This is a genomic window from Amycolatopsis sp. NPDC000009, from assembly GCF_055563465.1.
This window is the reverse complement of sequence record NZ_JBVHDI010000001.1, coordinates 374,983-400,504: the sequence shown is the minus strand read 5'-3', so window position 1 is coordinate 400,504 and position 25,522 is coordinate 374,983. Positions and strand designations below refer to the sequence as shown.

The following is a 25,522-nucleotide window of genomic DNA, read 5'->3' as shown; positions in this document are numbered from 1 at the left end:
CCTCCCCGGTCAGCCGAAGTCGAAGACCCCGGCCTGATTCACGCCCAGCGGCCCGTACTCGCGGGTCTTGTTCAGCGCCTTCAACTCAGCGCTGGTGTGCGCACGCACCGGCTCCGGCGGTGCGGCAGCGGGCCGGGTTTCTGCTTGTGGCGCAGGCAATGCGGGTTTCTCGGCATCACGGCGAAGGGCGTGGCGCACGGCGCCGTCGTAGAGCGCCAGGCGCACCATGCGCGGCAGGAACACCGACGCGGGCAGCTGATCCAGCTGGTCGACCCGGTGGAACACCGACATGTCACTCAGCACGTCGTCGAGATGCTCGAAGAACCAGCCCACCGCCGACAGCCGCGCACGCCAGGCGTCCATCACGCTTTTGGGCCGAGCACCCCGTCCGGCAGGATCCGGGCGACCAGGGCGTCGAACACGGTGCGCATCGCCGTCTCGGTGATCGTCTCGCACTCGGTCAGCGCGTCCCACGCTTCCGGTGTGAGCAGCTTCTCCGCCGCGAACTGCAACGACGCCGCGCTGCCCTGCTCGACCGCGATCCGGTACGCCTTCAGCGACCACGACGGCGGGACCTTTTTCGGGATCGTGTAGGTGATGCCGCCGATGGTGAACAGCGGCTCGCGGTCGCCGATGAGTGCGTCGATCTCGGCCTGCGCGGCGCTGTCGTCGAGCACGATCCCGAGGTCGGCCTTCGGCTGCGTGGACGCGCGCTTGCGCGGCGCGGCCTTGCGGGTGGTCGTCTTGCGCGGGGTGGATGCGGCCATGACACGGTCCTCCTGACAGGACAAGGAAAAATGGGGGCAGCCCCGCCCCGCACGCCGTCAGGTGCGCGCAGAACGAGGCTGCGTCTAGGGGTGGATCAGACTTCTTCTTCGTCGATGATCCGAATCGGACTGATCGACTCGGACACGAAGAACGCCTGGAACTCGGCGGCCAGAGCCTGCTGGTTCGCCTTCTCCCAGTTGAGCGCGGTGTCACCCGAGGGCAGTGCCTTCCGCAGGATCGCCCGTCGCTTCAACGACTGCGAACCGTCCTCGACGTCCGGGCCGAGACCGTCGACCAGAACCGTCCGGTACGGCGCGCGGTTCGCGGTCTGCCCGGCGTTGAGGTCCGACACCCGGTAGTTCGCACCGGTCGGCCCCGCGGTCATGTTCCACGCGTAGGCCAGGTTCGCCCGCGTCATCTCGGCGAAGTTCGCCGTGCACTTGATGTCGCGGTCCGTGAGCCGCGCGCCGAGCTTGTCGACGAGCTGGTCACCGGTGAGCGGCGTCCACGTCGGCGCGATGTTGAGGTTCGTCCCGCCGAGCGTGATGCCCGTGTCGTACCAGGCCGACGCGGCCGGAGCGAGGTTGATGTCCGCCAGCGCGGGCTCGTAGGACAGCGTCGGGTCGAACGCGAGACGGTAGATGTAGAGCCGGGCAGGACCCATCACCAGGTTTCCCGGCTGGAGGCCAAAGGTATCGGCCATGATCGCTCCAAAGAGGACTGTGGGCCGTTCGGCCCGGAAGGTTGATTGCCAGTCCCCTCACGGGGTGCTCTTGGCGACCGGAACCCAGTTCACGACCAGGTCCAGGGCGTACACGGCGTAGTCGCCGAAGTCGCCGTACGCCCGCCTCGGTTTCCCGAGGACGTAGGCCGTCTTCACGACGGCGTTCTCACTGCACGCGGGCAAAGGCACGAACCACGGCTCCCGCCGGTAGGTTCCCGCCTGCACGCTCAGCGCGAGATTCCGCGCCTTGTTCCACGGTGGCGCGTCCGTGCCCGGCGTGGTCGCCCACCCGCGCACGTCCATCACCGGCGACTCCAGCCGGAACTCCGGCACCGTCGAACCGCCGGCCACCGCCACGGTCACGAACCCCGAGGCCGCCCAGCTGCCTGCGTCGCGCGGCAGGGCCTCCCCGACCATCCCGGCGGAGAAACCGTTGAGCTGCGCCAGCCACGCCGTCGTCACCACCTCGTCGGAGGCATAGATGAACGGGGCCGTCATCAGCCACCCCGCCTGCGGTAGAGCGCCGGACGCAGGTAGGGCTGCGGCGGCACCACGTCGCCGGTGAAGACGGTCTCGCCGTCCGGCCCGGCATAGGCGACCCGGTGACCTTCCTCGACGTACAGGGCGTAGTTCAGCTCCGAGCCGATCCGTGCCGTGTCACCGTGGATCTCAGCCGACAGCGACTCGCGCAGGTGCCCGGTGTCGACCGGGACGAGCCGCTTGGCGTCGTCGAGGACTTCCCCGACGAGCTGAGAGAACAGGCCACGCACGTCGGCGGCGATCTGCTCCCGCCAATCCGGGACCTCGCGGTACTCCGCCACGGCTCACCCCCCGTCGTCGCCGACCCGCTTGAGGTCCAGTTGCACGTCCGGCACACGGCCTGCCGTGCGCGGACGCGTGACGTTCTGCACGAAGTACAGGACGCCGTGCGTGTCGTCCCTGAGCCGGTCGCCGGTGAGAATGTCCGTTGTGGACGGAAGCGCCGCCTTCGCGACGCGGACCACGCGGGCGGTCTGCGTTGCCGGGTCCCAGACCCGGGAGTCCCGTTCCTCGATCGCGGCCAGCACGCCGCTGGCGGCCGGAGTGAGATTGTTCGGCACCGGGTCGCCGAAGTCCGACGGCGTGGTGCCCCGGTAGATCGACGCCCGGCACGTCGCCCGCGCCCACATCAGAGCCTCCACCACGTGCCGGGGTCATCTCCGTCGTCGCCGTAGACGGCACGACGACGATCGACCTCCTCGGAAGGCGCGCGGACGTGCAGCGAACCCGAGCCGAGCCAGGACACCCGCCGCAGCGCCTGCGCCGCGTGCGGAGCCAGGGTCAACCAGGTCTCGGTGCCCTGCGTCGACTGACCGCCGCCGGTGGACGTGATGTCCTGCCGCTCAAACTGGTCAGGCTGCGCCGGTTGCCACGCGGCCTGATAGGCGACGGCGAGCTTCAACCAGTACTGGTCCCGGGCGCCGATCCGCTCGGCGTCCATCGGCAACCGCCCGGCGTAGGTGTCGATCACCGCCTGCGCCGACAAGAGCTCGCCCTCGTCGACCGTGGCCTTGGCGTAGGTGAGCACGTCGGCCACAGTGGCCCAGGTGTCCGGCATGGCCCGCTCCCTCCCGGCCGGGGCCGCGCAGCACGCCACACGGCCCCGTCACGTCGTCGATCAGCCGATGACCTGCATGGAGAACGCGCCGGGCGCACCGACCGCGAACGCCTTGCGGGCGCGGAAGTACAGGACGTTCTCGTCGGTGTCGACGCCGATGCCGGTTTCGGCGTCCTGGAAGTTGACCGCCAGCGGGTTGCGGTCGCCGACCTGGAGGTACTGCCGGTTGCCGTACACGATGAACGGCTTACCCGTCGGCGCCTGCGACCCGGCCGCGCTGGTCTTGCAGCCCATCGACCACTGGAGGTCGTAGCCGAACAGCTTCGGCGTGCCGCCCTGGCCACCGCCCGCGGTGCCGTTGGACGACTCGTTCAGGATCGGCGACCCCGAGTTGTCCTTGATCCCGCGCAGGATCTGCTTGAAGGCCGGGTGCGCGATGACGACGGTCTCGGCCTCGTCGAAGTAGTCGCCCTGCTCGTACACGCCGAGGGCGGCCGACAGGTTGTCGTAGGTCGCGGCGGTGGCACCGGTCGACAGGTTGGCGCCACCGGTGTAACCGGTGACCGTGTCGTTCTGCGTGAGGATGTAGTACAGCGAGTCGAACAGCCAGCCGCTGGTGCCCTTCGCCGCCGTGATGCCCAGGCAGACGTTGTCGAACAGCTTCGCGTACGAGGTGCCCGCGTCGACGCTCTTGGCGTCCACGATGGACGCCAGCGAGTCGGACATGTCCTCCTCGGCGATGGTGACCTTGCCACCGATCTTGTCCGAGGACAGCAGCACCGAGTCGTTGGGCGAGCTGTCGGCCGGAGCCGAGGTGGACTTCGCCCAGCGGCCGAGCACGACGCCACCGGAACGCGGCGTGTACTTCGTGTTCGAGCCCATCGGCACGTGGTGGCCGAAGCGCTCCACGGCCGAGGTCTGCTGGACCTTCTGGATGACCTCGGGGTTGGTCTCGATCGGGATCCAGCCCGCCCCGGTGAAAGCGACAGCCATGATGGCTCTCCGTTTCTATTGGGATAAAAGGGAAAGTCACCGCTTCCCCGTCACGGGTGCGGTTGGACGCCCTCACGGGCTGCTCGTGGTGCAGGGGTGGCGAGCTGGATCAGCCGCCGTAGCGAGCGGCGATGATCTCGCCCGCCGTCTTCTCGGTGGCGGCCGTGGTCTTACCGCCGGGGGTGAGCTTCGCGGGGCGCGGCTTCTCGCCTTCGCCCTCGGCCTTGAAGAACTCGGGGTACTCGGCCTTGACGCGCTTCACTTCGGCGTCCAGGCCGGTGATCTCGCCCTTGTCGTCGATGTCCAGCTTGGACACGTCGAGCAGACCGGCCAAGGCGGCCACGCGGTCCGTCTTGGCGTCGGCTTCGAGCAGGGCAGATTTCGCCAAGGCCTTGATCGCGGTCGGCTTATAGAGCGCCGTGGCGGCCTCCAGCGCCTCCCGTTTCACCTTCTCGGCGTCGGTCTCGTTCTTCTGCTCCAGCTCCTTGAGCTTCACGCGGCGGCCGGCGGATTCGGCGTTGACGCGGGACAGCTCGGCCTGGTGGGCCTCCCACTCGGCCTTCGTCGGCGGCTTCCACTCCGGGGCCGGAGCGGGCGCGGGGGCGGGCGCCGGGTCTGTCGTGGGGGCAGGGGTGGGGTCGTCAGCCATCTCGGCTTCCTCTCGTGAATGCCCGCCAGCGGGCTACCGGGTGAACCGGCCGCGTTTCACGGCCCGCTCGGCCCGCGTCTTCACCGACGCGGGCACCCGCCACCCCGAGGGCGCGGGCGAGTTCTTGCCGGACCCGATCCGGGCCAGCAACCGATCAGCGGCGGCCAGGCGCACGTTTTCCGACTCGGTCGGAAGCGCGTCGCCGCGCAGGATCGACCGCTCGGCCTCACGCCGGAGCGCGGCCGGGAGGTCGAACGCGGCAGAGGACTGAGCCGCCGCAGCGGCCTTGCGTGCGGCGTCGACCGCCGCCTGGTCGCCGTTCGCCTGTGCGTTCTTGATGGCCTGCGCCCAGTCGTGGGTCACGGCTCGCGAGGCGGTCTCGTCGTGGCCGAGCCAGGGCGAGACCCGGCACCGGCAGTACGGATGCCGGGGTGGCCGCTCCAGTTCAGTGTCGACGAGGTCACCGGCGGCGTTGTACGCCTTCGGCTGGTACGCCTTGGCTCCGAAGGTCAGCCGCCAATCGAAGACGTCGCCGGGCTCGACGACCTGGCCGGACAGCGCGAGGCACGACACGCACGCGTCCCGCTCGGCGATCCACACCAGACGTCCACCGACGTGCTCAGCGGCGGCGGCCAGGCCCTCGTTCAGCTCGTCGTTGGTGACGGTGCGCGCCGTGCGTTCGACGATGTTCCCGGCCTGGTCGGCGACGGCCAGCTGCCGGTTGATCGTCTTGAAGCTGCCACGCCTCAGCGCCTCGACGAGATCGGCCGCCTGCGCCAGCTTCACGTGCGCCGCCACCGCGGCTTCGTCGATGTGCCGCCGCGTCTCCTCGCGGATGGCGCTGCCGAGATCCCGCTGTTGCACATCCGCCTCGATCAAGCCCTGCGAGACGCCGAGCACCCGGGCCCGCTGCGCGAAGTCGAGCAGCACGGGCGCCGGGTCGATCTCCACCGCTCGGATACGGTCGGCCAACTCGGCGACGTACGCGTCGAACTCATCGCCGGACCGCAGGCCGCGCGGCGCACCGAATCGCTTCGACCACACCACGTGCGCCCACGAGAGCGCTGCCTTCAACGCGTCCCGCACCGGTCCGGCGGCAGCCAGAACCGCCGCGTCCTCCAGTGCCAGAGCCTCGCCGTCGTGTTCGACGATGACCGCCGGGATGACGCTAGCCGGAGCCGTCATCGTCCGGGCCTGTCACGTCGCCGACCAGCTTCGTGATCACCTGCTGAACCGTCGCCTGGTCCATCAGCCCTGCCGCGACCGCCGAGGCGAAGTCGCCAACGGCGTCGCCGAGCTGGGCGAGCAACGCGATCCGTTGCGGCAGGCCGCCGTCGCCGTCGTCCATCCATCGCTTCACGTCGTCGGGCTTGTAGCCCAGCTCCGTCAGCGACTGATCGACCGGCACGCCGATCTCCTGCTTCTGCTTGGCCTGCGCCAACTTCGTGGTCTCGTCCGTCGACTCGATCGGCGCCCACGCCAACGTCACCGGCGCATCGTCGTGGCCGAGGATCTTGAGCACGAACCGGTAGAACGCCCGCCACGTCGGATCGAACGCGGTCTTCCGACGGCCGGACTTGTTGTCCAGCGGCTCATTCGCCGTCTTCAGCGACTCGCCGCTGGGGATCTGGCCGGTGCGGTCGAACAGGTGCAGCGGCGTCTTGGACACCACCGAGCCCTCACGCAGGTACGCGACGCGCGGGTCGAGGAACACGGCTGCGGTGGTCGGCTCCAGCTGCTTGACGTCGCGGTAGCCCTCCATGTCCCAGAACGACCCGGGTTCGCTGGAGAGCTTCGACTTCCGGTCGCCGGTCGTCGAGCTGGTGCGCTGCCCGTCCGGGCTGGCGAGGAACTCGTCCTCGTCGAGGTCGTCGACCGGGGACGGACCAGGCTTTCCGGCGTCGCGAAGACCGAGCCGCTGTGGGAGCGTGTTGAAGTCCACGCCCGCCATGTGGCTGATCTCCAGCTTCAGCAGCTTGTTCTGCGTGCCGTAGAAGCACTTGTGCTCCGGTGTGCCGTATTCGCCCGGCAGGCCGGTGCCGTGGAAGTGGAAGACCGGGAAGCCGTACGGGTTGTCCTCGACGGCGTCGCGGTCCTCGGCTTCGTAGGGCACGAAGTCGCCCGCCCGGCTCGACCGCGCGCCTTTCGAGATGAAGTGCTCGATCCGGTTGTCGTACAGCAGATCCACCCTCGTGCGCTTGGCGCCGAGCGGTGTCTTGACGGTCCACTTCTGGATCGCGACCCGAGGCGTGCCCGGCTGGTCCTCGTCGTAGAGCACGCGCATGGCCTTCGGCGAGTGGACCGAGACCAGCACCTTGCCCGGCACGGGTTCACCGGCCACGTCCAGCACCGGCCAGGCCGACAGGTACGAGTCCCCGAGCTGGAGCGCCCGGCGCATCACCGCCGGCCGAACCTGCGCCATGTTGTTCGCCTCGTCGACGTCGGTGATCAGGTTCGTGCGCGCCTCGGTGTCGCTGGTGATCGCCTCGATGGTGAGCTTGTCCGCGACCGCGTCGATCACGACGTCGCCCATGAGCGTCTCGAAACTGATGCCCTGGTTGTGCAGCAAGCGCCGCACACGGCGGGACGTGAACACCTCTTCGACCGGGCCATCGGAGTACGCCTTGGCCGTGTCGTAGCCGTCCTCGGCGCCGCGCATCGCCTCCAGGGCGTCATCGAGATCGCTGTTCATGCCGCCCCCTCACGCACGCTCGCCCGCTGCGGCGGGGCATCGGTTTTCAGGAACACCTCGACCCCGGTGCCGACGGCATCGACGAGGTCGTCGTGCGCGTCGAGCGGGAACTTCAGCATCTGGGCTTCGAGGCGGTGCAAGCGTTTCTCGTGGAAGACGCGGCCGCGCTGGTACTTCGCCAGCAGTGATCCGGCGCGGACTTCCTTCGGACGGTCCTGGTGGACGGTGCGGACCTGGACCGGCAGGTCGTGCAGGATGGCCAGCCACGTGTCGCCGCCCTGGTTCGTTTCGACGACCACGCCGGTGATGTCCGGGTACTCGTTCAGGATCTCCAGCACGCGCAGGCGCAGCTTCTCCCCCGGCGGGATCTTCACCTGCTGGGCGAACCGCACCACGCACACGCGATCCGGGCCGGGCAGCGTCGCGCCGATCACCGCCAGGGCGGTGAAGTCGCTCTTCGCCTTCGTCGTCACGGCCGGGTCGATCGACAGCAGCTGCCGCACGATCGGCAGATCCGCGCGGTAGGCGAAGTCGTCGCCGGACCAGAACGCGGTGTCTGCGGCCATCGGGTCGTTGCGCATCTGCGATTGGAAGGACCGGGTGTGCCGGACCGTGTTGATCCACGCCATCGTCCAGCGCTCAGGCCACAGGCTGCGCTCGGTGCCGTCCTCGCCGGTTTGGATGATGTCGTAATAGCGCGGCATGAACCGCTCGTCGTCGACCCAGTCCGGGTAGGTCTCGCCGCGCTGTTTCGCCGCGATGTCGTCGATGATCGCGCCGGGGATGGCTACGGTGCCCGCCATCGTGACCGAGGCGAGGTTGTTCATCGGCAGGATGCCCGACGTGATCGTCTTGAGCCGGGAGTCCTTCTGTGTCGGACTGTAGTTACCTTCGGTGCCTTCGACGTCGTCCAGGATCAGGTGATCCGGCCGCCGTGTGCCGATCTTCAGGCCGAGCACCTGCGAGTCGATGCCGCGCGCGGTGAACACGAAGCCCGAGGCGGCGACGTACATGTGCTGGCTGTCGGACACCGTTGTGCCGGACGGCCGCCGGGCCGGGGTGCACAGCTTCGGGAAGTCCGACCGCAGCAGTGCGTTGTTCTCTAGCTCGCGTTTGAACGAGCCGAGGTGGTCGGTGGCCTGGGTGTCGCTGTTCGCGAACGCGGCGACGAACTTGCGGTGGCCGTGCGCGGCGAGCCACATCGGGATGATCAGGAACCACCACGTGCTCTTGCCGAGTCCGCGCGGCGCGATGATCGCGTCCCGCAGGGCGCCGGGCTCGAAGGTGCTGATCGGCGCGACGTAGCGCTGCGCTAGCTCGCACCATTCGAGGTGGGCTTCGCTGAACGTGATGTTCTCGCCGGTCTCCTGTGCCCGCAGATGGTGCGGCAGGTAGAGCACGGCGAACAGCAGCGGGTCCAGCTCGGTCAGGACCCGGCGGCCCTCGGGCAGCGCCAGCAGCCGCTCGTCGAGGCTGGCCAGGTGGGCGTCGAGGTCGAACATCGCTCACCACCCGTAACGGATCAAGGCGTGCGACCGACCTATCAACACCAACCCCAGGAGGAGCCCAGATGGCATTCGAGGTACGCGACGGCAAGACCACTTACACGTTCGAAGTTGCGACCATGACGCGCGTCCACGACGGACACCTGTTCGTTTACAACCAGGCCAATGACGCGATCGCGACATTCGCACCCGGCCAGTGGACGAATACCAGCAGAGTCGGCACAGCCGAGATCAAGAAGCCGGGCGTTGCTGTTGGCTAAGGGGTAGATACCCTCCGCGTCCTGCCCGTGCGCGGGCCGTGACCGAGGGCTCTACCCAACTCCGCCGGGCAGCCGGTCAACCCCAGGTTTCGGCGAACAGCCGGACGTTCGGGTTCTCCTGCGACAGGTCGTGGTGCGTTTCGGGGTGCCAGAACTGGATCAGGGGCGTGCCGGGGTACGTCTGCGGCGCCGTGCGGGGCACGTCGCGTTGCAGCCGGTACCAGAGGTCGACGTCCTCGTAAGCCCAGCCCTCGTACCGCTCGTCGAAGCCGCGGACCTTCTCGAAGGTGGCGCGGGTGAAGGCGATCGGGCCGACACACGGCGAGGCGAACATGTCCGGGTTCGGAATGCCGGGCTTGAGACCGGCCTCGATCCACCTCTTGGTGGACTCCTCGCCTGCCGACGTACCCCGGTCGAACAAGAGCGTCCACGGCTGGGCGTCCAGCTCGGCCGCCGCCCATGCCACTGTCGCGGGACACGGCAGCATGTCCGCACCAAAGCACACGAACCGGTCGTACTCGGCCGGGGCGAGCCGGACAGCGTTGTTGATCGCGCGTGATACGGAGAACTTCCCGCGAGCCGCGAAAGCCGGGTCGGCGGCCACGATCAGGTCGCAGCCGGTGCGCTCCCATTCGAAGCGGAGCCGACGCCACACGCCTTCGCGGATCACGCCAGCGTCACCAGCTGGGCGTCCAAAAGGAACGACAACAGCAACACCCATGGACCCGCCCTCCAGAATTTCGCAGCGCTGGAGGGCAGCCCCACAGGCTCAGTCGTCCGACTTCTCGTATTTACGTGGACCGACCTTGCGGAAGTAGCCGTCGCAGGCGTTGCACTTCCACAGGTTGGGTTGCTCTTCGATCGAAATGTCTGTCAGTTCGCCTTCGTGGCATACAGGGCAGATATCCATGCGAACAACGCTATGGCCGATTCTCGGCAAAAGCACCGTATGTATGCGGAGACGTGATCCATAGCGTCAGCCGCCCGAGTAGGCCGTCTCCCAGCGATGCACATTGGCTTCGATGGTTCGGCCGGCGGCCCACTCGCGCGCCTCTTTGCCGAGGTGCTCCCGCGCCTCGACGTTGTCGACGAGGTACCGCAGGTGCTCGGTCCAGTCGCTGGCCTTGCTGGCTAGGTGCGCGACCGGGTCGGCGTAGCCCTTGAGCACGCGGTAGGGCGAGCCGTGCCAGCCAGACACGACGGCCGGGATGCCAAGCGCGGACATCTCCACGAGCGCCAGGTCCGACTTCGCTTCGTTGAAGATCGACGGCCGTAGCGGGATCACGGCCAGGTCGAAGTCGACGGCGCGCAGGAAGTCGCCGACGGCTTCGTGCCAGCCGGTCCACCGGGTTCGGCTGTGGTTGCTGGCCGCCCGGGACGTGTAGTCGGCGCCCATGCAGTGCAGTTCGACGCGGCCTCGGTACACCGGGTGCTGAAGGAAGGCACGCAGCGGCCGGGCCAGCTCGCCGAAGTCGCGGTTGTGCGAGAGCCCGCCGCGCCAGCCGATCGTCAGCAGCTCAGGGTCCGGGGCCGATGGCTTCTCGTGGTCGAGCAGCCAGCCCGGCACCTGGTTCGGAAGCACGTGTATCTCGGCGGTCATGTTGACCGAGGCCGCGTAGTCGGCCAGCCGGTCCGTGGTCACCGTGATCACGTCGGCCATCGCCATATTCTCGTGGTAGCGCTCGACGGTCTCGGCGTCGTAGAAGTGCGCGGCTTGCCGGTTGGACGGGTCCACGGCGGACAAGAGGTCGTCGGTCTCAAAGACGAGCTTCGTGTGCCCAGCACGGGCGAGCTTCCGCCAGGTGACCGAGGCGGCCTCGTTGCACACACGCTGCCCAACGACCACATCGCACTCCCCGGCGTGCACCTCGGCGGGGACCACGCGGCCGTCGGCCATCACGTCGTGGCCGCGGTTCGCCAGCTCGGAGCCGGGCAGCAGGGCACGGTAGAAGCCGCAGCCAGAGTAGTCGGCGAGCCAGTAGAAAATCCGCATCGAACCTCCTTGGGTGCGCGATACTTCGCGGCATGAAGTTCGGAAAGGTCGATGTGCGCTACCTCGGCGGCGTGCTCGCGCTCGCGTTCATCTTGTTGATCATCATGAGTGTCGTGCTGAACCAAGGCGCCGACTGGTGGTCCGCCTGGGGCCAGTGGATTGGCGGCATCGGCTCGATCGGAGCTGCTGCCGTCGCCGTATGGATCGCAGTCGAGGGCTGGCGGCGAAGTGATCGAGAAGCCAAGGAGAAGGAAGAACGTGAACTGGCGCTCAAAGTCGCGCTCTGGGTCGAACAGGTACCCGACTTTCCGGGCCGAACGGATCCAACGTCAAGACCCGAGTTCGTTCTGAAGTACATCAACGGCGGCGGCATGCCGATCTACCAGGCTGAGGCGACGGTGACGTTCCCCCACGGCCCAGCCCCGTACATCGACGCCCAGTTGATGCTGCGGCCAACCACTACCCCGGAGAACTTTGCACGCGACCCTCGGACCTTCAACGAAATCCTGCTGGCCGCACTGTTCAGGGAGCGGGACCTACTCCGAGCCCAGCTGACTCGTGATGGGTTGGACGACATGCCCGCAGGCATCACGCCGATCTTGCTTGATGAGCGCTACGTCGACGCGGCCATGTTGATGCTTATCAACGCGGCTTCGATCACGTTCACTTTCACTGACGCCAACAGGGTCCGCTGGGTTCGCGAGCCGGACGGCAGGCTTCACCACGAGACAACTCCGAATGACAGTGGCTTTTTACCCAGCCTCAACTGATCTCACCGCGCCGGGCCTCGTTCCGCTCCCGCGCCTGCCGCAGCAGCTCGGCCACGTCGGCCGGCACTTCGGTCACAACGGCGTTGAGGTTGCCCTCGACCTTCTGCGGCGCATCGGCACCGGTGAGCTTGGCCAGCCGCTCGTCGAGCTTGATCAGCCGGTCCACGGTGGACAAGCGGAGCCCGTAGTCCCGGACGAACTCCCCGGTCTCGGGGTCGCGGACGACGTCGCCGTCTTTGCCCGCGGTGACCGGGGCCGGGTCGACGTTGAGCAACTCGCCGACCTTGAGGCGCAGCGCGTTCGTGCGCTCGATCAGGATCGTGCGGTACTGCTCCGCGACGGGGCCGACGCGTTCGGCGGCCTCCAGTTCGATCAACTTCCGCACAGTCTCGTGCGAGACCCGCTCACCCTCGGCGGTCATGATCGCCGCGACGGCGCGCAGGCTGTGACCTTCCAGCGACAACTCGAAGGCACGCACCTGGCGTTCGGCATGTGCTGCGACAGCACCCGAGGCTTGGTGATTCGTTCCGCCGCTCGGCATCGCGATCACCTCCTGGACAAGAAGGAACCCCCGAACACCGACGCGTTCGGGGGCTTTCTCGGGCCGTCGTCTCGCCGTTCCAGCAACCCCCGAGCGAGCAACTGGGATCTTCGGGCACGACGGTGCCTGCTTTGTAACGTACGCGATCGACTCCACTAAAGCAACTTCGGTCGCATTAGGAAGCGCCCACCTCGTCGATCAACGCCAGGACGTCCACGAGCCGATAGCGTCCGTACTCATCGGCGCCGATTCGCCCCCGGTGCCGCCAAACCCGCACGCGGCCAGCCGACACCGGGGTACCCCAGGTACGCGTCTCCCGCTCGATCTCGGCGGGCGTGAGCCACGTGGTCTCGACGTACTCCCGAGCAGCAGCAACAGATTCCGCACGGTTCATCCACTCGCCGCAGCCGCCGCACTGCGCGGCCACGCGGTCGAACTCGCACGCGACCGGCACACCGCACTCGCAGAGGCCGAGCGGCACACGCAACGGCCGCTCGATCCGCGCCATGGCTGCCGCCACCAAGTCGACATACTCCGAACCGGCCGCCCCGACGAGCGCGTCGCGCAGCGCCAGCGCGTCCAGGTCGATCGGCGGTGCCGAGCCGAAGCCGCCCTTCGTCGGGATCGCACCCGGCCGGGAGGTCACCGCCTGGCGGGCGACGACGTGGTCCAGCAACTCCATCAACTCGGACATCGTGACCTCCTGACCTGCACGAACATCGCAAGATCAGGGTAACCGATGTTCTCGTTTAGACGGTTACGTCAAGGGGCCAGTGTCAACGGCCCTGTTCGAGCGCTTGAAACGCTCGGCCGGGCGAGAACGACCACTGTGCACATATGCGTGACCACAAGGGAGCCTCGGGATGATCGAACTTTTCGGCGGTAGCGTCGGCGTCGCCCTCAAAGTGGACCGGAACGTGAGCTATGGAGAGGCCGAAGCCGCACTGAAACGGCACGGCTTCAAGTCCTACCTCGTTGATCGGACCGCCACCGGCGACAGCCGCACGGAACTCCACCTGAACACCTTCATCCCTTCCGGTGAGATCACAGCAGACGGGGTGCCGGCCGTGGACGCCGCCGACGCACTCCGTCGCCTGGCCGCGGTTGTCGACGACCTCGACAAGGGCGGCGCGTAGGAGGTGCACGGCTGTGCACGGCTGTGCACGGGTTGAGACAGCTATCCGTGCACCGTGTTTGCCCAGCTCAGGACACAGATCGACGCGAAGGTGCACGGGTGCACGGGCTTTTTCTACATAACGCGTAAGGAGTGGGGTGTGTATTACGTGGGGGAAGTAGTTTTCGCCAAAATCCCGTGCACCCGTGCACCTTCCCCTCGTGCGCCCTCTGACCAGCAAAAAGGGTGCACGAGTCTCCTGTGGAGACCCGTGCACCCTTCCGTGCACCCGTGCACCTCTCAGATGGCGATGCTCTCGGCGGCGGCGCTGAGCCGCAGTCCTGTGCGTAGCCGTCGGCGCTTGTTCTTCGTGCCGCCGAACGCGGTGCCGTAGCCGCGCGCGCTGAGGCCCTTACCGAAGGCGATCTTGGAACCGGTGTCGGCGTCGGGGATCTTGGCGTCGCGCGCCCACGACGTGTACCTGCTCCACAGGTCGGCCGCGTCGGCGCTGTAGTCCTCGCCCGCTTCGGTCTCCTCGGCCAGCCACGTGTCGAGCACACTCAGGTCGCTGCGGAGGGCGGCGGCGGCTTTCTGTGCCGCGAGGGGCGGTTCGAGTCCTTCGGTGCGATACAGCGCCCAGCCTCGCGCGAGCCACGCGAGGATGGCCGGGCCTTCGTCGCGCACCATCTTCTCGGCGAGCCCAGCGTGTTCGCGGTCCTGCGGGATGACCACGTCGAAGGGGACGACAACGATGCGCCGGTAGAGCGCGGTGTCGGCACCAGTGACGGTGGGAGCGGCGTTGGTTGCGATCCAGGGCGTGAACGCGGGCTTCCGCGAGACGAAGACCGAGCTGTGTAATGCCCGCGCCCGCTGCGTGTCGTGCCCGGTCAAGGTCTTGATCTCATCACCGTGGATCTTCCAGCGACTCGACGTTTCGCTTGCATGCACGAAGCGCTTGGGCAGCGCCTCCAGCAGATCCGGCCGCGCGGACTCCTCCTGTTTGGACGCGAACAGCGAGAGTTTGAAGTCGGCGGCGTGGTCGCCGAGAACGGCGCCGATCGTTTCGACGAACGTGCTTTTCCCGGTCGAGGTGTCGCCGAGCAGGAAGACGAGCAGCCGCCGGTCGTTCGCGCCGAAGAGGGAGTATCCGGCGAGCTTCTGAAGGTACTGCCGCATTTCCGGGTCCGGTTGGACGCGCGCGAGGAAGGCGTCCCACTGCATCGACGGCGCACCGGGTTCGTACTCGGTGGGCGCGACGAGCGTGGCGCGGTCGGCGCGGCGGTGTTCGCGGAACTGGACGGTGTCGCCGAGCACGAGGGTGCCGTTGGAGACGGCCAGGAGGTCGGCCCGCTGGTCGAAGTCGTTTGGGTCGGCGGCGAGTCCTTCGCTCCGCGCGAGCGTGGCGGCGGCGCTGATCTTGCTGGCGCCCTGTGCCGCGTGAGCGAACTTGGCTGCCGCCGTGACCTTCTTTTCCGCCAACTTCGTCGCCTTCTCGTCGTCCGCAGCAGCGAGTTCACGCTCAGCACGGGTCACTTCGTGGCCGAGGCGGCGGACGGTGGCGATGACGGCCGCCTGCGCGACCTGGTCGCCGTCGCCGGTTCGCCACCGCGTGCCGTCCCAGCCGACCCACCCGCCGAGCCCTCGGCACCACGCGAGGTCCGCGGAATGTTGGTCGGCGACGCGTTCGGCCAAGCCGAGGTCGGTGTACGCACGTCCCGAGTCGAGCGACTTCTTCGCCACGGCGAAGCGGCCCTCGGCCCGGTCTGGGTGCGCCAGCGCGGCCAGTGTCCGCCATGCGTCCTCCGGGACGCCGTGGACGCGCAGGTGCTCCAGGAACCGCCGCAGCGGCACGCACAGCACGTCGAGCAGGGCGAGCTGGTCGGCGAGGTCGATGCGCGCGGCGGGCTTCGTGAGCCGCGAGTACTCGGGATAACTAGCCGCGTTGACGGCGGCGATCCATTCTTCCCGGGTAGCCATCACGCGCCACCGCCGATCCACCGGTCGCCGTGCTGCGCAGAGACCCGCATCCACGCGGTTAACCGCTGCCCACACGCCAGCCGGTACGCGAATTCCATCGCACGGTTCGCGTTGCCGACCATGTCGAGGTACGCGCCTTGGAGGGCTTCTGTCGTGAGGTCGGGGTTCTCGGCCAGGAGGTCGTCGACCTCGTGAGACAGGACCGGGCGCTCGTAGTCGTAATAGCCGAGCTGGGCGTACGTGCGATAGTCCGCGATCAACGTGTCCCGGATAAGGACACCCCGGGCACACCGATCGTGGTGGAACCCGATGATGCGACGGCGCTGTTCTCTCTCCCGCACACATCCGGTGCACGCCGAAGACCCGTTTTCACTGCGCTGCTTCCCTGCTGGGTGACGTGCCACGGCGGCCTCAATTTCCTGGTCGAGCGGTCCACCGACAAGGCGCAATGCGCTAAACTGGCGACGGCTGCTGTTAGTAGTTCCGACGCCGCCCCGGATTCGAGCCGGGGCGGCGTTCTTTTCGTCGGTCACCGGGCGCCACCCTTCAAGATCGATGCAAGTTTTGCTTTTTGCGCCGCCGAGAGGGGCGGTGCGGCAGCGAGGACTTCGGCGATGCGCGCAGCTAGCCGGTCCTTGACTTCTTCGGGTAGCTGGGTCATCCCGCCTTAGCTCGTTTTAACGCTGCGGCAGCGGCCTTGCGGCCTATCTCGACGTAGTGGTCGTGCCGCCGCTGTTCGACGAGCACGGCCAGTTCCTCGGCGTCAAGCAGGCCTTCCGGGTCGATCTCGCGGGCAAACCGGCGGCGGAGGCCGTCCTGAACGGCGGCACCGTGCGCACGGCGTTCTCGCGGCCCGGCGTTGTCCCAGCGCCGACGGGCTAACGCACGCGCTGCGCTACTGGCGTTTTCAGACATGAGCAGGCACCATTTCGAATAGGTGGTTTCCCGGCCGCGTTCGCCGGTTGAGGATGACTCCACGCTAATGCGGATTCAGTAACGCGCGCAAGCCTCTATTACCGCTAGTCAGAGCCTAGCCGCCCCGAGAACGGCTAATCAATTGGCTATTCAATAGCCAACCCGAAAGCGGCTCGAAAATTTTGACCAGCACGTTTACGAACCCGGGCAAGAAAAAGGGCCATTCCCAACGGGAACGGCCCTTGTTTGCGCGACGAAATCGTTACCTGGCCTCGTGGTGCCAGCGGAAGTCCAGCGCCGCCGGGTCGCGCCATTTTCCACGCCCCGTCGGCAGGATCACCGGCACGCCGAGCACACGGACCACCTCGCGCCGCTGCGGCACCGTCAGCCGCTCCCACCGGTCCCGCGCGCCCGGCCCGGCCACCTGGGCGAGCAGCGGGGACGCGGCGGCCGCGTGCTGCTCAGCACGCCGTTCAGCGGCCCGGATCAGCGGGATCAACTCCTTCTCGATGCGAGCGACACCCTCGTCTGAAATCTCGCCGCGCGCGCCCCGGCTATAAAACGTCTCCAGGCGCGCCTGCAAGACCGCGGCCTCCTGCCGTGCCGCGCTGGCCTGCCCGCTCTCGTCTGGCACGAGCAGCTCCAGGGCGTCCTCACGCTCCAGTCGGCCGAGGACAACCTCTGTGACGAAGTGATCGACGAGCGCCTGCTCGCGCGCGACGCAGAACGCCCGTTCACAGGCATAGCTCGGGGTGCGGCGGTTCTTGATGCGGCGGCAGCGGGCTCCGCACATCTCGCCGCCCTCCAGTGTCTTGCCGCATCGCGCGATATTTACCAAGAGATGTTTCGTCGAGCCGTCGGCGTAGCTTTTCCGACTCGGGTCGCACAGCTTCGCGACAAGTAGATCGAGCATTTCGCGGGATTTCTCGCGCGCCTTCTCTGGGTCGTCGTCCTGGACCAGGATGGCCGGCCACTGAGCCTCTACGCCTGCCGCGATCTGGTTATTGTGGACCCGAAATGCCGCGTTCGTCGGGTTGATCACTGTGCGACGAACGCGAATCCCGTCCCACTCGGCTCCCTCGGGGAAGGCCTTCGTCGGCCTGGTGCGGATGCCGCGCGCGTTCAGGCTCTTCGCGATCGTCGCGAGAGGCTCCCCGTCCAGAGCCCGCTCGGCCATCTCCGCGACGATCGGCGCTGTCACTTCGTCCGCAACCCACGAGTCCAGCTTGCCGGTCTCTGGGTCGCGCATCGGGCGATAGCCGAACGGCGGCTTCCCCGTCGGACGCCCGGATGCGAGTGACGACCTGCTGCCGCGCTTTACGCGCTTGTGCGTTTTCCCGCTCTCCCGCACAGCAAGGGCCGCCTGGAGGTCCAGTTGGAACGCGTCCTCTTCGTCGGCGAGGTCGTAGACCCGGCCGCCGACGCCGATTTTGACCCCATTTTCCTCGCAGCTGGCGAACAATGCGGCGAAGACCCTGCGATCGCGGGATGCCCGGCTCAGCTCCCAGCACAGAAGCACGTCGATCTCACCGGCGTCGATCGACGCCATCGCCTGCTCCCAACCCGGCCGGGCCTTGGTGGCGAACTTCGAAGCACTGCGGCCGTCGTCGCGCTTCACCCAAACTGTGCGCCACGTGGGCTCCCGCGCGACCCACGCGTCGTTTTCGACCAGTTGGTCGTCCACGCTGCGCTCGTTCAGGTGGGAGGCCCGGCCGTATTGGCCGACGCGCACGAGGTCACTTGACATGTCGCATGTGTAGCACGAACAATGCCTCCGCTCACGGCCATCAGGTGGGACATGCCGGAGTCCGTGAACTCGCGTTCGACCCTCGGGGACAGGGTGCTCGTATCCCCCACGACCAGCCCGGGCACGAGACCGGCCTCCTCCTCCGGGAGTACGGCGCACAGCTCCCGGAGCCCGGCGCGCAGCGATTCCGCGGCTCGCTGCCACCAGGGCGACGGACCGAGGGCCGACGGCGGGCCTCGCACCGAGAGGACCGCGACCGTCAGCCCGGCCCCTTTCGACGGCGCGAGCCGCCCCGAGGCGGTGACCTGCTGCCCGGGCAACAGGTCCGTCCACCCCTCGGCGGGAGCGAGCAGGAGGATCCGGCCGGCCGAATCCACCACCCGCTCACCCGTCACCGCGGTGTCCACCGTCGCGGCGATGACCACCAGGCGGGTGCCTGCCCGGCGGTCGGCGTATCCGGCACCGCGGACCGGACGTGGCCGCTCGGTGACCACCACCCTCGTGGCGACGTCACTCCCCCGTGCGGCGGCGGCACGGAGGTCGTCGTGCTCGGCGGCCCGGATCCGCAGCGCCACCGGACCGGCGGTGAGCACGCCGACGACCGCCAGGGCACCCAGGCCCGCCACCCACCGGGACGCCGTCCGGCGGGCGCGGACACCGGCGGCGATCGCGAGCACCACGGCGGCCGCGCCGCAGAGCATCGTGATCCACCAGCCGCCCAGCAACCCGGAAAGAGTGCCGAGCCAGGCAGTCGTCGCGGCCGGTACCAGCCGCAAGTCCTGCCCTCGCCACGACGCGGTGTCCACTTCGGACGGATCGGCGGACGGGTTCATCCGACGGACACCAATTCCCGGACCTTCTTGAACTTGCTTTCGCCGATCCCTTCTACGTCACGGAGTTGCTCGACGCTGGTGAACCCACCATGCCCGGACCGCCAGTCGACGATGCGTTTCGCCATCACCTCGCCGACCCCGGGCAGGGTGTCGAGTTGCTCGGCCGTGGCCGAGTTCAGGTCGAGCTTCCCCGGTGGCGTCGCTGTGCCCGCCGCGGCGGGAACAGCGACGCCGACGGCCACCTGCTCGCCGTCGGTGAGCCGCCGGGCCAGATTCACTCCGGTCAGATCCGTTCCGGGCTGTGCCCCACCGGCCGCCGTGAGGGCATCGGCGACCCGTGCGCCCGGAGGAACCTTGACCAGGCCGGGTTTCAGAACCCGGCCGACGACACTGACCACCAGAGGCGCCTTGCCCGCCGCGGCGGGGACGTCTCCGGCGGCCTTCGCCGACGGCAGGGGCGGCGGGGTCTCCGCCCCCGGCCGGTGTCCGAACAAGGCGATCGCACCGGTCACGATCACGGCCACCGCGATCAGCACGGCCGCCACGGCGAACCACCGCCGGTTCACCGGGATCCCGTCCGCCGTGAACCGGGCGGGCACCCAGCGGCGGACGAGCCTGCCCGCGGGCGGGCCCTGGGTGGGCGACGACAGCTGCGCTGCCAGCCACGCCAGCCTGGCGTTGACGGAGGGTCCCGATGGACGGGCGGTTTGGTCGAACACGTGAACGACGCTACGGAGCGGGAGTGGCGGGCGGCAGTGGTGAATCCCGAGGCTGTGGACAAGTGGGGTGTTGTGGACAACCCGGCCGCGGCCGAGGCCTGTTCACCGGTTTCCGTCGGTGCGGTGTGGGAGGCTTGCCGGCTTTCAACCAGCTCGCTGGATCACGACGCCGAGCACGCCGGGGCCGGTGTGGGCCCCGATGACGGCGCCGATCTCCGAGACCACGCACCCGTCCGGGCAGTTGATGGATTCCTCGAGCCGGTTCGCCAGTTCGACGGCGCGCTCCGGGGAAGCCAGATGGTGGACGGCGATGTCGGCGAGTCCGCCTTCGGCCGCTTTCACGGCGAGTTCGACCAGCCGCGCCACCGCGCGATTCATCGTCCGTACCTTCTCCAACGGCTGGATCCGGCCTTCGGACATGTGGAGCACCGGTTTCACCGCGAGCGCCGTGCCGAGCAGGGCGGCCGCCGGGCCGATCCGCCCACCGCGGCGCAGGTATTCGAGGGTTTCGACGGCGAACAGGGTCTCCGAGCGGCCCACGGCGTCGACCGCGGCGGCCTCCACCTCGGCGGGGCCCGCCCCGTCCGCGGCGGCACTCGCCGCGCGCAGGGCGGCGAAGCCGAGTCCCATCGCGGTGCTGCGCGAATCGACCACGCGCACCTTGTCCGGCCCGACCTCCTGGGCCGCGAGCACCGCGGCCTCCCAGGTGCCGGACAGCTCCCGCGACAGGTGCACCGACACGACGGCGTCCGCCCCCTCGGCCAGCGCGGCCCGGAACTCCTTGACGAATTCGGCGGGCGTCGGCCGGGAGGTCGTCACCAAGCTGCGTTTGCCCAGCGCCTCGGCCAGGGCAGCGGGGCCCATTTCGAGGCCGTCGAGGAAGACGACGCCGTCCACGAGGACGTGCAGCGGGACCACCCGGATCCCGTTCCGTTCGGCGAAGCCTTCCGGCAGGTGGGCGGTGGAATCCGTGACTACGGCGACCGACACGGCAGTCAGCCTACGTTGCCGCGGGGCGGAGCACCGGGGCCATCAGGCGGGCCATTTCCGTGCCGACGGCGGCATGTCCCTCCCACCCCCAGTGCATTCCGTCCGGATTGCCCCGTCCGCTCAGCACATGCTCGCCGACGACGGCTTCGAGATCCAGCAGCGGGACGTCTGCGCGACGGCCCCAGCCGGCGAGGGCGGCGGCGGCACCGGCGCGGGCGGTGTGGACGCGGCCGTACGAGTCGGATCGGTGCACGGAGGGCAGCATGCCGAAGATCGGCAGCTCCGGTCGCAGCGTGCGCAAAGCTCCGACCGCGGTGTCGAGATACTGGACGGTGAGCTTCGACGGCAAGACCACCGGGCGGCCCCGGAGGGCGATCGCGAGCCGCGGCTGAGCGGCCAGATACGCCTTGCGCACCACGCGTCGCAGCGGGTCGGGCCGCAGGTAGCGGAGACCGGTGCGCAGGTAGGTGGGCAGCGGCGAGGGCAGGGTGTCCATGCTGCCGACGGCCAGCACGACGGCGTCGACGTGATGGAGATCGGCCCAGACACGCGGATCACCGATCAACGACCACCAGGCGTCACGGGCGGTCCAGCCGAACCCGGCGACGAGGTCCGCGTCGCCACCTAGCGCTTCGGCGGCGATGTTGGGCCACAGACGCGCGTCGTCGGCGGCGTGCGGGCCGTCCGGACCGTGGAAGCTGAGGGAATCGCCGAACACCAGCAGGCGCGGAGCCATGGATCAGCCGGTGATGCCCGCGTTGTAGGCGGCCAGCCGCCAGTTGCCGTCACGCCTGGTCAGTTCGACCCAGTGGCAGTTCGCGATCCCGCCCAGCGAAGGCCAGGACGGGACCGGCAGGCCGAGCAGTTTCGCGGTCAGCGCGATGATCAGGCCGCCGTGCGTGGCCAGCAGTACCGCGTCGCCGGCGTCGGAATTGGGCCGGTCCAGGTCCGCGACGACCTCCATCGCGCGTTCGGCGACGTCGACCCGCGACTCACCGCCGGGCGGTGCCCAGGTCGCGTCGACGCGCCAGCGCGCGCGTTCCCCCGGGTACTTCTCGTCGACCTGCTGGCCGGTGAAGCCCTGCCATTCACCCAGGTGGGTTTCCCGGAGGCGCTTGTCGATCCGCAACGGGACGCCGATGGCCTCAGTGAGCACGGTGGCCGTGTCGGTGGCCCGACGCAGATCCGAGGCGATCACCAGATCCGGAGAGAACCGGGCGAGCGCGGGTACGGCGAACCTGGCCTGGTTCCAGCCGACCGGTGTCAACGCGGAGTCCAGATGCCCCTGCATCCGGCCTGCCGCGTTGTAGTCGGTCTCGCCGTGGCGCCAGAGCACCAGCCGCCGCGGGCTCACGAGGCGCCTTGCGCGTCGGCGGGGTCCTCCTCGGCGGGTGTCTCCAGACCGGCGACCTCGATCCGCGGGCAGTCCTTCCAGAGCCGCTCGAGACCGTAGAAGGAGCGTTCCTCCTGGTGCTGGACGTGGATGACGACGTCGACGTAGTCCAGCAGGACCCAGCGGCCCTCACGGGCGCCTTCACGGCGGACGGGCTTGTGCCCGCCGAGCCGGAGCTGCTCCTCGACGTTGTCGACGATGGCGCCGACCTGGCGCTCGTTGGGCGCGGACGCGATGACGAAGGCGTCGGTGATGACCAGCTGGTCGGACACGTCCAGCACGACCACGTCGCTCGCCTTCTTGTCCGCCGCCGCATGGGCGGCCGCTACGGCCAGCTCTCGTGCCTCGGACGTGGCTGTCACAGTTCTCCTCAAACAGATGGCTTTACTCGCGGGTGCGCCCGACGAGGGTACCCGGTCACGAACCCCGGTCTTTCCGATAGAGGTCCTTTTTGGCGATGTAGCGCACCACACCGTCGGGGACGAGGTACCAGACGGGCTCCCCGCCTTCGACGCGCTCGCGGCACGCCGTGGACGAGATCGCCATCGCGGTCACCTCGACCAGGCTCACCTTCCCGCTCGGCAGATGCTGCGAATTGAGGCGGTAGCCGGGCCTGGTGACGCCGATGAAATGGGCCAGGTCGAACAGCTCGTCGGCGTTGCGCCAGGTGAGGATCTGTTCGAGCGCGTCGGCGCCGGTGATGAAGAACAGCTGGTCGTCCGGGTATTCGGCACGCAGGTCGCGCAGGGTGTCGACGGTGTAGGTCTGCCCGACGCGGTCGATGTCGACGCGGCTGACCGAGAACACGGGGTTGGACGCCGTCGCGATCACCGTCATCAGATAACGGTCCTCGGCACGGGTGACCACCCTGTCGGACTTCTGCCACGGCTGACCGGTGGGCACGAAGATGACCTCGTCGAGCGCGAACCGCGACTGGACCTCACTGGCCGCGACGAGGTGCCCGTGGTGAATGGGGTCGAACGTGCCGCCCATGACCCCGATCCTGCGTGGTGACATGGGTCGTGAGCCTATACAGCGCGCGAGGCTTCACGCTCGGGTCGCCGGATCCACCGACCAGGCGTGATCTGGATCACATTACAGTCCGTTCCATGGATGAACGGTCCGTTCACGACATGCCGATCGCGACTTCGTCGGTGGCATGGGGTAGAGGTGGGGACGTGGACACATCGACTCTCCGGGACCGCGCCGAGACCCTCCTCCAGTCGTTGGCGGGCGAGGGCGCCCGGCTGCGTGACGACCAGTGGACGGCCATCGAGGCGCTGGTCGCGCATCGCCGCCGCGCGCTCGTCGTGCAGCGCACCGGCTGGGGGAAGTCCGCGGTGTACTTCCTGGCCACCGCGTTGCTGCGGGAGCGGGGCAACGGCCCGACGGTGATCATCTCGCCGCTGCTCGCGCTGATGCGCAACCAGATCTCCGCGGCGGCGAGGGCGGGTATCCACGCGGCGACGATGAACTCCGCGAACCCGCAGGAGTGGGATCAGGTCCAGGCGGCGATCGCGGCCGGCGAGGTCGACGTCCTCCTGGTCAGCCCGGAGCGGCTCAACAACCCGGATTTCCGCGACACCGTCCTGCCGAAGCTGACCGCGACCGCCGGCCTGCTCGTGGTCGACGAGGCGCACTGCATCTCGGACTGGGGCCACGACTTCCGGCCGGACTACCGGCGGTTGCGGACCCTGCTGAAGGACCTGCCCGACGGCGTCCCGGTACTCGCCACCACCGCGACCGCGAACGACCGCGTGGCGACCGACGTCGCCGAGCAGCTCGGCATCGGCAACGGGGGCGACACCCTCGTCCTGCGCGGCAGCCTGGACCGCGAAAGCCTGCATCTGTCGGTGGCCAAGCTGCCGACGTCGCAGGCCAGGCTCGCCTGGCTGGCCGAGCACCTGGCGGAGTTGCCGGGCTCCGGCATCATCTACACGCTCACCGTCGCCGCCGCGCACGACGTCGCGGGATTGCTGACCGAGCGCGGCTATCCGGTCGCCGCCTACACCGGGAAGACCGACCCGGCGGACCGGCAGGCGGCCGAAGACGACCTGCTGAACAACAACGTCAAGGCGCTGGTGGCGACTTCGGCGCTGGGCATGGGCTTCGACAAGCCGGACCTGGGCTTCGTGGTCCATCTCGGCGCTCCGTCCTCCCCGATCGCGTACTACCAGCAGGTCGGCCGTGCCGGGCGTGGCGTCGACCGCGCCGAAGTGATCCTGTTACCGGGCCACGAGGACAAGGACATCTGGGCGTACTTCGGTTCGCTGGCGTTCCCGGACGAACTCCGGGTGACCCAGGTGCTCAACGCGCTGGCGTACGCGGACCGTCCACTGTCGACACCGGCGCTCGAACCGTTCGTCGAGCTCTCCCGTTCCCGGCTGGAGATGGTCCTGAAGGTGCTGGACGTCGACGGCGCCGTGCGCCGGGTGAAGGGCGGCTGGGAGGGCACCGGCGAAGAGTGGCGCTACGACAAGGAACGCTACGCGCGGGTGAGCGCGGCGCGGACCAACGAACAGAACGCCATGCTGGCGTACCTGGAGACCACCGGCTGCCGCATGGAGTTCCTGCGGAAACAGCTCGACGATCCCGAAGCCACCCCCTGCGGACGTTGTGACAACTGCACCGGAAAACACTGGGACACCACGATTTCCGACGACGTCGTCGACGCCACCCGGCAACGGCTGCGCCGTCCGGGGGTCGAGGTCGCGCCGCGGAAGATGTGGCCGACCGGGATGGCCGGGCTGGAGGTCCCGCTCTCCGGGCGGCTTCCGGCGGGTGAGCAGGCCGAAACCGGCCAGGTCGTCGGCCGGGTGACCGACGTCGGGTGGGGCACGCGGCTGCGCGAACTCGTCGGCCCGTCCGCGGCGGACACCGAACTCCCCGAACCGGTCTTCCAAGCCTGTATCGAGGTACTCAAGGGCTGGCAGTGGACGGAGCGCCCGGTGGCAGTGGTGGAGGTGCCCTCCGCCACGCGACCTCAGCTGGTCCACAGCCTGGCGACGAAGCTGGCGTCGATCGGACGCCTGGAGTACCTGGGCGCCGTCGCCTCGGCGGGGCCGCCCCCGCGTCAGGCGAACAGCGCACAGCGGCTGGCCGATCTCTGGAAACGCCTCAGCCTCCCCGACGACCTGTCGGCGCGAGTGGCCGCGGCCGACGGCCCGATCCTGCTGGTCGACGACCTTATCGACACCGGGTGGACGATGACGCTGTCCGCGCGGCTGCTCCGCCAGGCCGGAGCCCGTGCGGTACTGCCGTTCGCTCTCGCCAGTACCTCGTAACCGAAGAGCCCGATCCCGACATTCGACAGGTTCTTTCCCGCGCGAGGACTTTCTGGCA

General features: G+C 68.6%; 32 protein-coding genes. 5 read left to right on the top strand and 27 right to left on the bottom strand.

All coding sequences use genetic code 11. The features are described 5' to 3' along the window. Positions 1 to 9: 9 nt before the first annotated feature. From ACZ3HL_RS02055 to ACZ3HL_RS02000, 12 genes are all read right to left on the bottom strand, one after another. The gene (locus ACZ3HL_RS02055; protein ID WP_465528208.1) at positions 10 to 366 is read right to left on the bottom strand and encodes a hypothetical protein; all 357 of its coding nucleotides are present in this window, start codon (positions 364 to 366) and stop codon (positions 10 to 12) included. Beyond that, complete coding sequence (locus ACZ3HL_RS02050) at positions 363 to 767, bottom strand: hypothetical protein (protein WP_465528206.1); 405 nt, start codon at positions 765 to 767, stop codon at positions 363 to 365. Before ACZ3HL_RS02050 ends, ACZ3HL_RS02055 begins: the two co-directional genes overlap by 4 nt. 95 nt (positions 768 to 862) lie before the next feature. Beyond that, positions 863 to 1,471, bottom strand: a complete 609-nt coding sequence (locus ACZ3HL_RS02045; RefSeq protein ID WP_465528204.1) for a hypothetical protein — start codon at positions 1,469 to 1,471, stop codon at positions 863 to 865. Positions 1,472 to 1,528: 57 nt separating this feature from the next. Beyond that, complete coding sequence (locus tag ACZ3HL_RS02040; RefSeq protein WP_465528202.1) at positions 1,529 to 1,990, bottom strand: hypothetical protein; 462 nt, start codon at positions 1,988 to 1,990, stop codon at positions 1,529 to 1,531. Next, positions 1,990 to 2,313 (bottom strand): HK97 gp10 family phage protein, encoded by a 324-nt coding sequence (locus ACZ3HL_RS02035; protein WP_465528200.1) that lies wholly within the window; start codon positions 2,311 to 2,313, stop codon positions 1,990 to 1,992. The genes ACZ3HL_RS02040 and ACZ3HL_RS02035 overlap by 1 nt, the downstream gene beginning before the upstream one ends. Before the next feature lie 3 nt (positions 2,314 to 2,316). Then, the gene (locus ACZ3HL_RS02030; RefSeq protein WP_465528198.1) at positions 2,317 to 2,676 is read right to left on the bottom strand and encodes a hypothetical protein; all 360 of its coding nucleotides are present in this window, start codon (positions 2,674 to 2,676) and stop codon (positions 2,317 to 2,319) included. After that, on the bottom strand, positions 2,661 to 3,089 hold the full coding sequence (locus ACZ3HL_RS02025) for a hypothetical protein (RefSeq protein WP_465528196.1): 429 nt from the start codon (positions 3,087 to 3,089) through the stop codon (positions 2,661 to 2,663). The genes ACZ3HL_RS02030 and ACZ3HL_RS02025 overlap by 16 nt, the downstream gene beginning before the upstream one ends. Positions 3,090 to 3,149: 60 nt before the next feature. Then, complete coding sequence (locus ACZ3HL_RS02020; RefSeq protein WP_465528194.1) at positions 3,150 to 4,082, bottom strand: phage major capsid protein; 933 nt, start codon at positions 4,080 to 4,082, stop codon at positions 3,150 to 3,152. Positions 4,083 to 4,191: 109 nt separating this feature from the next. Continuing rightward, entirely contained in the window at positions 4,192 to 4,731 is a 540-nt protein-coding gene (locus ACZ3HL_RS02015) for a phage scaffolding protein (protein ID WP_465528192.1), read from the bottom strand. Positions 4,732 to 4,764: 33 nt separating this feature from the next. Then, positions 4,765 to 5,916 carry a hypothetical protein gene (locus ACZ3HL_RS02010; protein ID WP_465528190.1) on the bottom strand — a complete coding sequence of 384 codons (1,152 nt, stop codon included), beginning with the start codon at positions 5,914 to 5,916 and terminating at the stop codon, positions 4,765 to 4,767. Further along, entirely contained in the window at positions 5,900 to 7,423 is a 1,524-nt protein-coding gene (locus tag ACZ3HL_RS02005) for a hypothetical protein (protein WP_465528188.1), read from the bottom strand. The genes ACZ3HL_RS02010 and ACZ3HL_RS02005 overlap by 17 nt, the downstream gene beginning before the upstream one ends. Further along, positions 7,420 to 8,925, bottom strand: a complete 1,506-nt coding sequence (locus tag ACZ3HL_RS02000) for a hypothetical protein (RefSeq protein WP_465528186.1) — start codon at positions 8,923 to 8,925, stop codon at positions 7,420 to 7,422. The genes ACZ3HL_RS02005 and ACZ3HL_RS02000 overlap by 4 nt, the downstream gene beginning before the upstream one ends. 68 nt (positions 8,926 to 8,993) lie before the next feature. Between ACZ3HL_RS02000 and ACZ3HL_RS01995 the strand changes: the two genes are divergently transcribed. Beyond that, positions 8,994 to 9,188: a hypothetical protein gene (locus ACZ3HL_RS01995; RefSeq protein WP_465528184.1), complete on the top strand. Its 195-nt coding sequence runs from the start codon at positions 8,994 to 8,996 to the stop codon at positions 9,186 to 9,188. 76 nt (positions 9,189 to 9,264) lie between these two features. Here ACZ3HL_RS01995 and ACZ3HL_RS01990 read toward each other — a convergent pair whose 3' ends face one another. The 3 genes from ACZ3HL_RS01990 to ACZ3HL_RS01980 form a co-directional block, all read right to left on the bottom strand. Beyond that, positions 9,265 to 9,858: a galactosyltransferase-related protein gene (locus ACZ3HL_RS01990; protein WP_465528182.1), complete on the bottom strand. Its 594-nt coding sequence runs from the start codon at positions 9,856 to 9,858 to the stop codon at positions 9,265 to 9,267. 99 nt (positions 9,859 to 9,957) lie between these two features. Then, positions 9,958 to 10,098, bottom strand: a complete 141-nt coding sequence (locus tag ACZ3HL_RS01985; RefSeq protein ID WP_465528180.1) for a hypothetical protein — start codon at positions 10,096 to 10,098, stop codon at positions 9,958 to 9,960. A 66-nt stretch (positions 10,099 to 10,164) separates the two neighbouring features. Next, positions 10,165 to 11,181, bottom strand: coding sequence for a glycosyltransferase family protein (locus tag ACZ3HL_RS01980; protein WP_465528178.1), 1,017 nt, complete (start codon positions 11,179 to 11,181; stop codon positions 10,165 to 10,167). Positions 11,182 to 11,213: 32 nt separating this feature from the next. Between ACZ3HL_RS01980 and ACZ3HL_RS01975 the strand changes: the two genes are divergently transcribed. After that, positions 11,214 to 11,951 carry a hypothetical protein gene (locus ACZ3HL_RS01975; protein WP_465528177.1) on the top strand — a complete coding sequence of 246 codons (738 nt, stop codon included), beginning with the start codon at positions 11,214 to 11,216 and terminating at the stop codon, positions 11,949 to 11,951. Here ACZ3HL_RS01975 and ACZ3HL_RS01970 read toward each other — a convergent pair. Then, entirely contained in the window at positions 11,944 to 12,492 is a 549-nt protein-coding gene (locus ACZ3HL_RS01970; protein ID WP_465528176.1) for a hypothetical protein, read from the bottom strand. The genes ACZ3HL_RS01975 and ACZ3HL_RS01970 overlap by 8 nt on opposite strands. Positions 12,493 to 12,667: 175 nt before the next feature. Next, positions 12,668 to 13,186, bottom strand: a complete 519-nt coding sequence (locus tag ACZ3HL_RS01965) for a hypothetical protein (RefSeq protein WP_465528174.1) — start codon at positions 13,184 to 13,186, stop codon at positions 12,668 to 12,670. 169 nt (positions 13,187 to 13,355) lie between these two features. Here ACZ3HL_RS01965 and ACZ3HL_RS01960 point away from each other — a divergent pair, with 169 nt between their 5' ends. Next, a complete protein-coding gene (locus ACZ3HL_RS01960) occupies positions 13,356 to 13,628 on the top strand; it encodes a hypothetical protein (RefSeq protein ID WP_465528172.1) in 273 nt (90 codons plus the stop codon). A gap of 278 nt (positions 13,629 to 13,906) precedes the next feature. Here ACZ3HL_RS01960 and ACZ3HL_RS01955 read toward each other — a convergent pair whose 3' ends face one another. After that, entirely contained in the window at positions 13,907 to 15,583 is a 1,677-nt protein-coding gene (locus ACZ3HL_RS01955; protein ID WP_465528170.1) for a DNA primase family protein, read from the bottom strand. Beyond that, entirely contained in the window at positions 15,583 to 16,116 is a 534-nt protein-coding gene (locus ACZ3HL_RS01950) for a hypothetical protein (protein WP_465528168.1), read from the bottom strand. Before ACZ3HL_RS01950 ends, ACZ3HL_RS01955 begins: the two co-directional genes overlap by 1 nt. Before the next feature lie 190 nt (positions 16,117 to 16,306). On the opposite strand from ACZ3HL_RS01950, the gene ACZ3HL_RS01945 reads away from it, so the two are divergent. Further along, positions 16,307 to 16,465 (top strand): hypothetical protein, encoded by a 159-nt coding sequence (locus ACZ3HL_RS01945; protein WP_465528166.1) that lies wholly within the window; start codon positions 16,307 to 16,309, stop codon positions 16,463 to 16,465. Positions 16,466 to 16,760: 295 nt separating this feature from the next. On the opposite strand, the gene ACZ3HL_RS01940 is transcribed toward ACZ3HL_RS01945, so the two are convergent. From ACZ3HL_RS01940 to nadD, 8 genes are all read right to left on the bottom strand, one after another. Further along, a complete protein-coding gene (locus ACZ3HL_RS01940) occupies positions 16,761 to 18,245 on the bottom strand; it encodes a recombinase family protein (protein WP_465528164.1) in 1,485 nt (494 codons plus the stop codon). Further along, positions 18,194 to 19,078 carry a ComEC/Rec2 family competence protein gene (locus ACZ3HL_RS01935; RefSeq protein ID WP_465528162.1) on the bottom strand — a complete coding sequence of 295 codons (885 nt, stop codon included), beginning with the start codon at positions 19,076 to 19,078 and terminating at the stop codon, positions 18,194 to 18,196. The genes ACZ3HL_RS01940 and ACZ3HL_RS01935 overlap by 52 nt, the downstream gene beginning before the upstream one ends. Further along, a complete protein-coding gene (locus ACZ3HL_RS01930; protein WP_465528160.1) occupies positions 19,075 to 19,797 on the bottom strand; it encodes a ComEA family DNA-binding protein in 723 nt (240 codons plus the stop codon). The genes ACZ3HL_RS01935 and ACZ3HL_RS01930 overlap by 4 nt, the downstream gene beginning before the upstream one ends. Before the next feature lie 144 nt (positions 19,798 to 19,941). After that, a complete protein-coding gene (locus ACZ3HL_RS01925) occupies positions 19,942 to 20,787 on the bottom strand; it encodes a DegV family protein (RefSeq protein ID WP_465416371.1) in 846 nt (281 codons plus the stop codon). Positions 20,788 to 20,797: 10 nt separating this feature from the next. Then, entirely contained in the window at positions 20,798 to 21,523 is a 726-nt protein-coding gene (gene octT / locus ACZ3HL_RS01920; RefSeq protein ID WP_465416373.1) for a diglucosylglycerate octanoyltransferase, read from the bottom strand. Positions 21,524 to 21,526: 3 nt separating this feature from the next. Next, positions 21,527 to 22,141, bottom strand: coding sequence for a histidine phosphatase family protein (locus ACZ3HL_RS01915; RefSeq protein WP_465416376.1), 615 nt, complete (start codon positions 22,139 to 22,141; stop codon positions 21,527 to 21,529). Further along, complete coding sequence (rsfS, locus tag ACZ3HL_RS01910) at positions 22,138 to 22,542, bottom strand: ribosome silencing factor (protein ID WP_016332398.1); 405 nt, start codon at positions 22,540 to 22,542, stop codon at positions 22,138 to 22,140. The genes ACZ3HL_RS01915 and rsfS overlap by 4 nt, the downstream gene beginning before the upstream one ends. Before the next feature lie 55 nt (positions 22,543 to 22,597). Beyond that, on the bottom strand, positions 22,598 to 23,197 hold the full coding sequence (gene nadD, locus ACZ3HL_RS01905; RefSeq protein ID WP_465416378.1) for a nicotinate-nucleotide adenylyltransferase: 600 nt from the start codon (positions 23,195 to 23,197) through the stop codon (positions 22,598 to 22,600). A 161-nt stretch (positions 23,198 to 23,358) separates the two neighbouring features. On the opposite strand from nadD, the gene ACZ3HL_RS01900 reads away from it, so the two are divergent. Next, entirely contained in the window at positions 23,359 to 25,464 is a 2,106-nt protein-coding gene (locus ACZ3HL_RS01900; protein ID WP_465528158.1) for a RecQ family ATP-dependent DNA helicase, read from the top strand. Positions 25,465 to 25,522 lie beyond the last annotated feature (58 nt).

Bases quoted from the DNA above. Each gene is read 5' to 3' on its own strand.
- ACZ3HL_RS02050 (WP_465528206.1), bottom strand. From the start codon at position 767: ATGGCCGCATCCACCCCGCGCAAGACGACCACCCGCAAGGCCGCGCCG.
- ACZ3HL_RS02045 (WP_465528204.1), bottom strand. From the start codon at position 1,471: ATGGCCGATACCTTTGGCCTCCAGCCGGGAAACCTGGTGATGGGTCCT.
- ACZ3HL_RS02040 (WP_465528202.1), bottom strand. From the start codon at position 1,990: ATGACGGCCCCGTTCATCTATGCCTCCGACGAGGTGGTGACGACGGCG.
- ACZ3HL_RS02025 (WP_465528196.1), bottom strand. From the start codon at position 3,089: ATGCCGGACACCTGGGCCACTGTGGCCGACGTGCTCACCTACGCCAAG.
- ACZ3HL_RS02020 (WP_465528194.1), bottom strand. From the start codon at position 4,082: ATGGCTGTCGCTTTCACCGGGGCGGGCTGGATCCCGATCGAGACCAAC.
- ACZ3HL_RS02015 (WP_465528192.1), bottom strand. From the start codon at position 4,731: ATGGCTGACGACCCCACCCCTGCCCCCACGACAGACCCGGCGCCCGCC.
- ACZ3HL_RS02010 (WP_465528190.1), bottom strand. From the start codon at position 5,916: ATGACGGCTCCGGCTAGCGTCATCCCGGCGGTCATCGTCGAACACGAC.
- ACZ3HL_RS02005 (WP_465528188.1), bottom strand. From the start codon at position 7,423: ATGAACAGCGATCTCGATGACGCCCTGGAGGCGATGCGCGGCGCCGAG.
- ACZ3HL_RS02000 (WP_465528186.1), bottom strand. From the start codon at position 8,925: ATGTTCGACCTCGACGCCCACCTGGCCAGCCTCGACGAGCGGCTGCTG.
- ACZ3HL_RS01995 (WP_465528184.1), top strand. From the start codon at position 8,994: ATGGCATTCGAGGTACGCGACGGCAAGACCACTTACACGTTCGAAGTT.
- ACZ3HL_RS01985 (WP_465528180.1), bottom strand. From the start codon at position 10,098: ATGGATATCTGCCCTGTATGCCACGAAGGCGAACTGACAGACATTTCG.
- ACZ3HL_RS01980 (WP_465528178.1), bottom strand. From the start codon at position 11,181: ATGCGGATTTTCTACTGGCTCGCCGACTACTCTGGCTGCGGCTTCTAC.
- ACZ3HL_RS01975 (WP_465528177.1), top strand. From the start codon at position 11,214: ATGAAGTTCGGAAAGGTCGATGTGCGCTACCTCGGCGGCGTGCTCGCG.
- ACZ3HL_RS01970 (WP_465528176.1), bottom strand. From the start codon at position 12,492: ATGCCGAGCGGCGGAACGAATCACCAAGCCTCGGGTGCTGTCGCAGCA.
- ACZ3HL_RS01965 (WP_465528174.1), bottom strand. From the start codon at position 13,186: ATGTCCGAGTTGATGGAGTTGCTGGACCACGTCGTCGCCCGCCAGGCG.
- ACZ3HL_RS01960 (WP_465528172.1), top strand. From the start codon at position 13,356: ATGATCGAACTTTTCGGCGGTAGCGTCGGCGTCGCCCTCAAAGTGGAC.
- ACZ3HL_RS01955 (WP_465528170.1), bottom strand. From the start codon at position 15,583: ATGGCTACCCGGGAAGAATGGATCGCCGCCGTCAACGCGGCTAGTTAT.
- ACZ3HL_RS01940 (WP_465528164.1), bottom strand. From the start codon at position 18,245: ATGTCAAGTGACCTCGTGCGCGTCGGCCAATACGGCCGGGCCTCCCAC.
- ACZ3HL_RS01935 (WP_465528162.1), bottom strand. From the start codon at position 19,078: ATGAACCCGTCCGCCGATCCGTCCGAAGTGGACACCGCGTCGTGGCGA.
- octT (WP_465416373.1), bottom strand. From the start codon at position 21,523: ATGGCTCCGCGCCTGCTGGTGTTCGGCGATTCCCTCAGCTTCCACGGT.
- nadD (WP_465416378.1), bottom strand. From the start codon at position 23,197: ATGTCACCACGCAGGATCGGGGTCATGGGCGGCACGTTCGACCCCATT.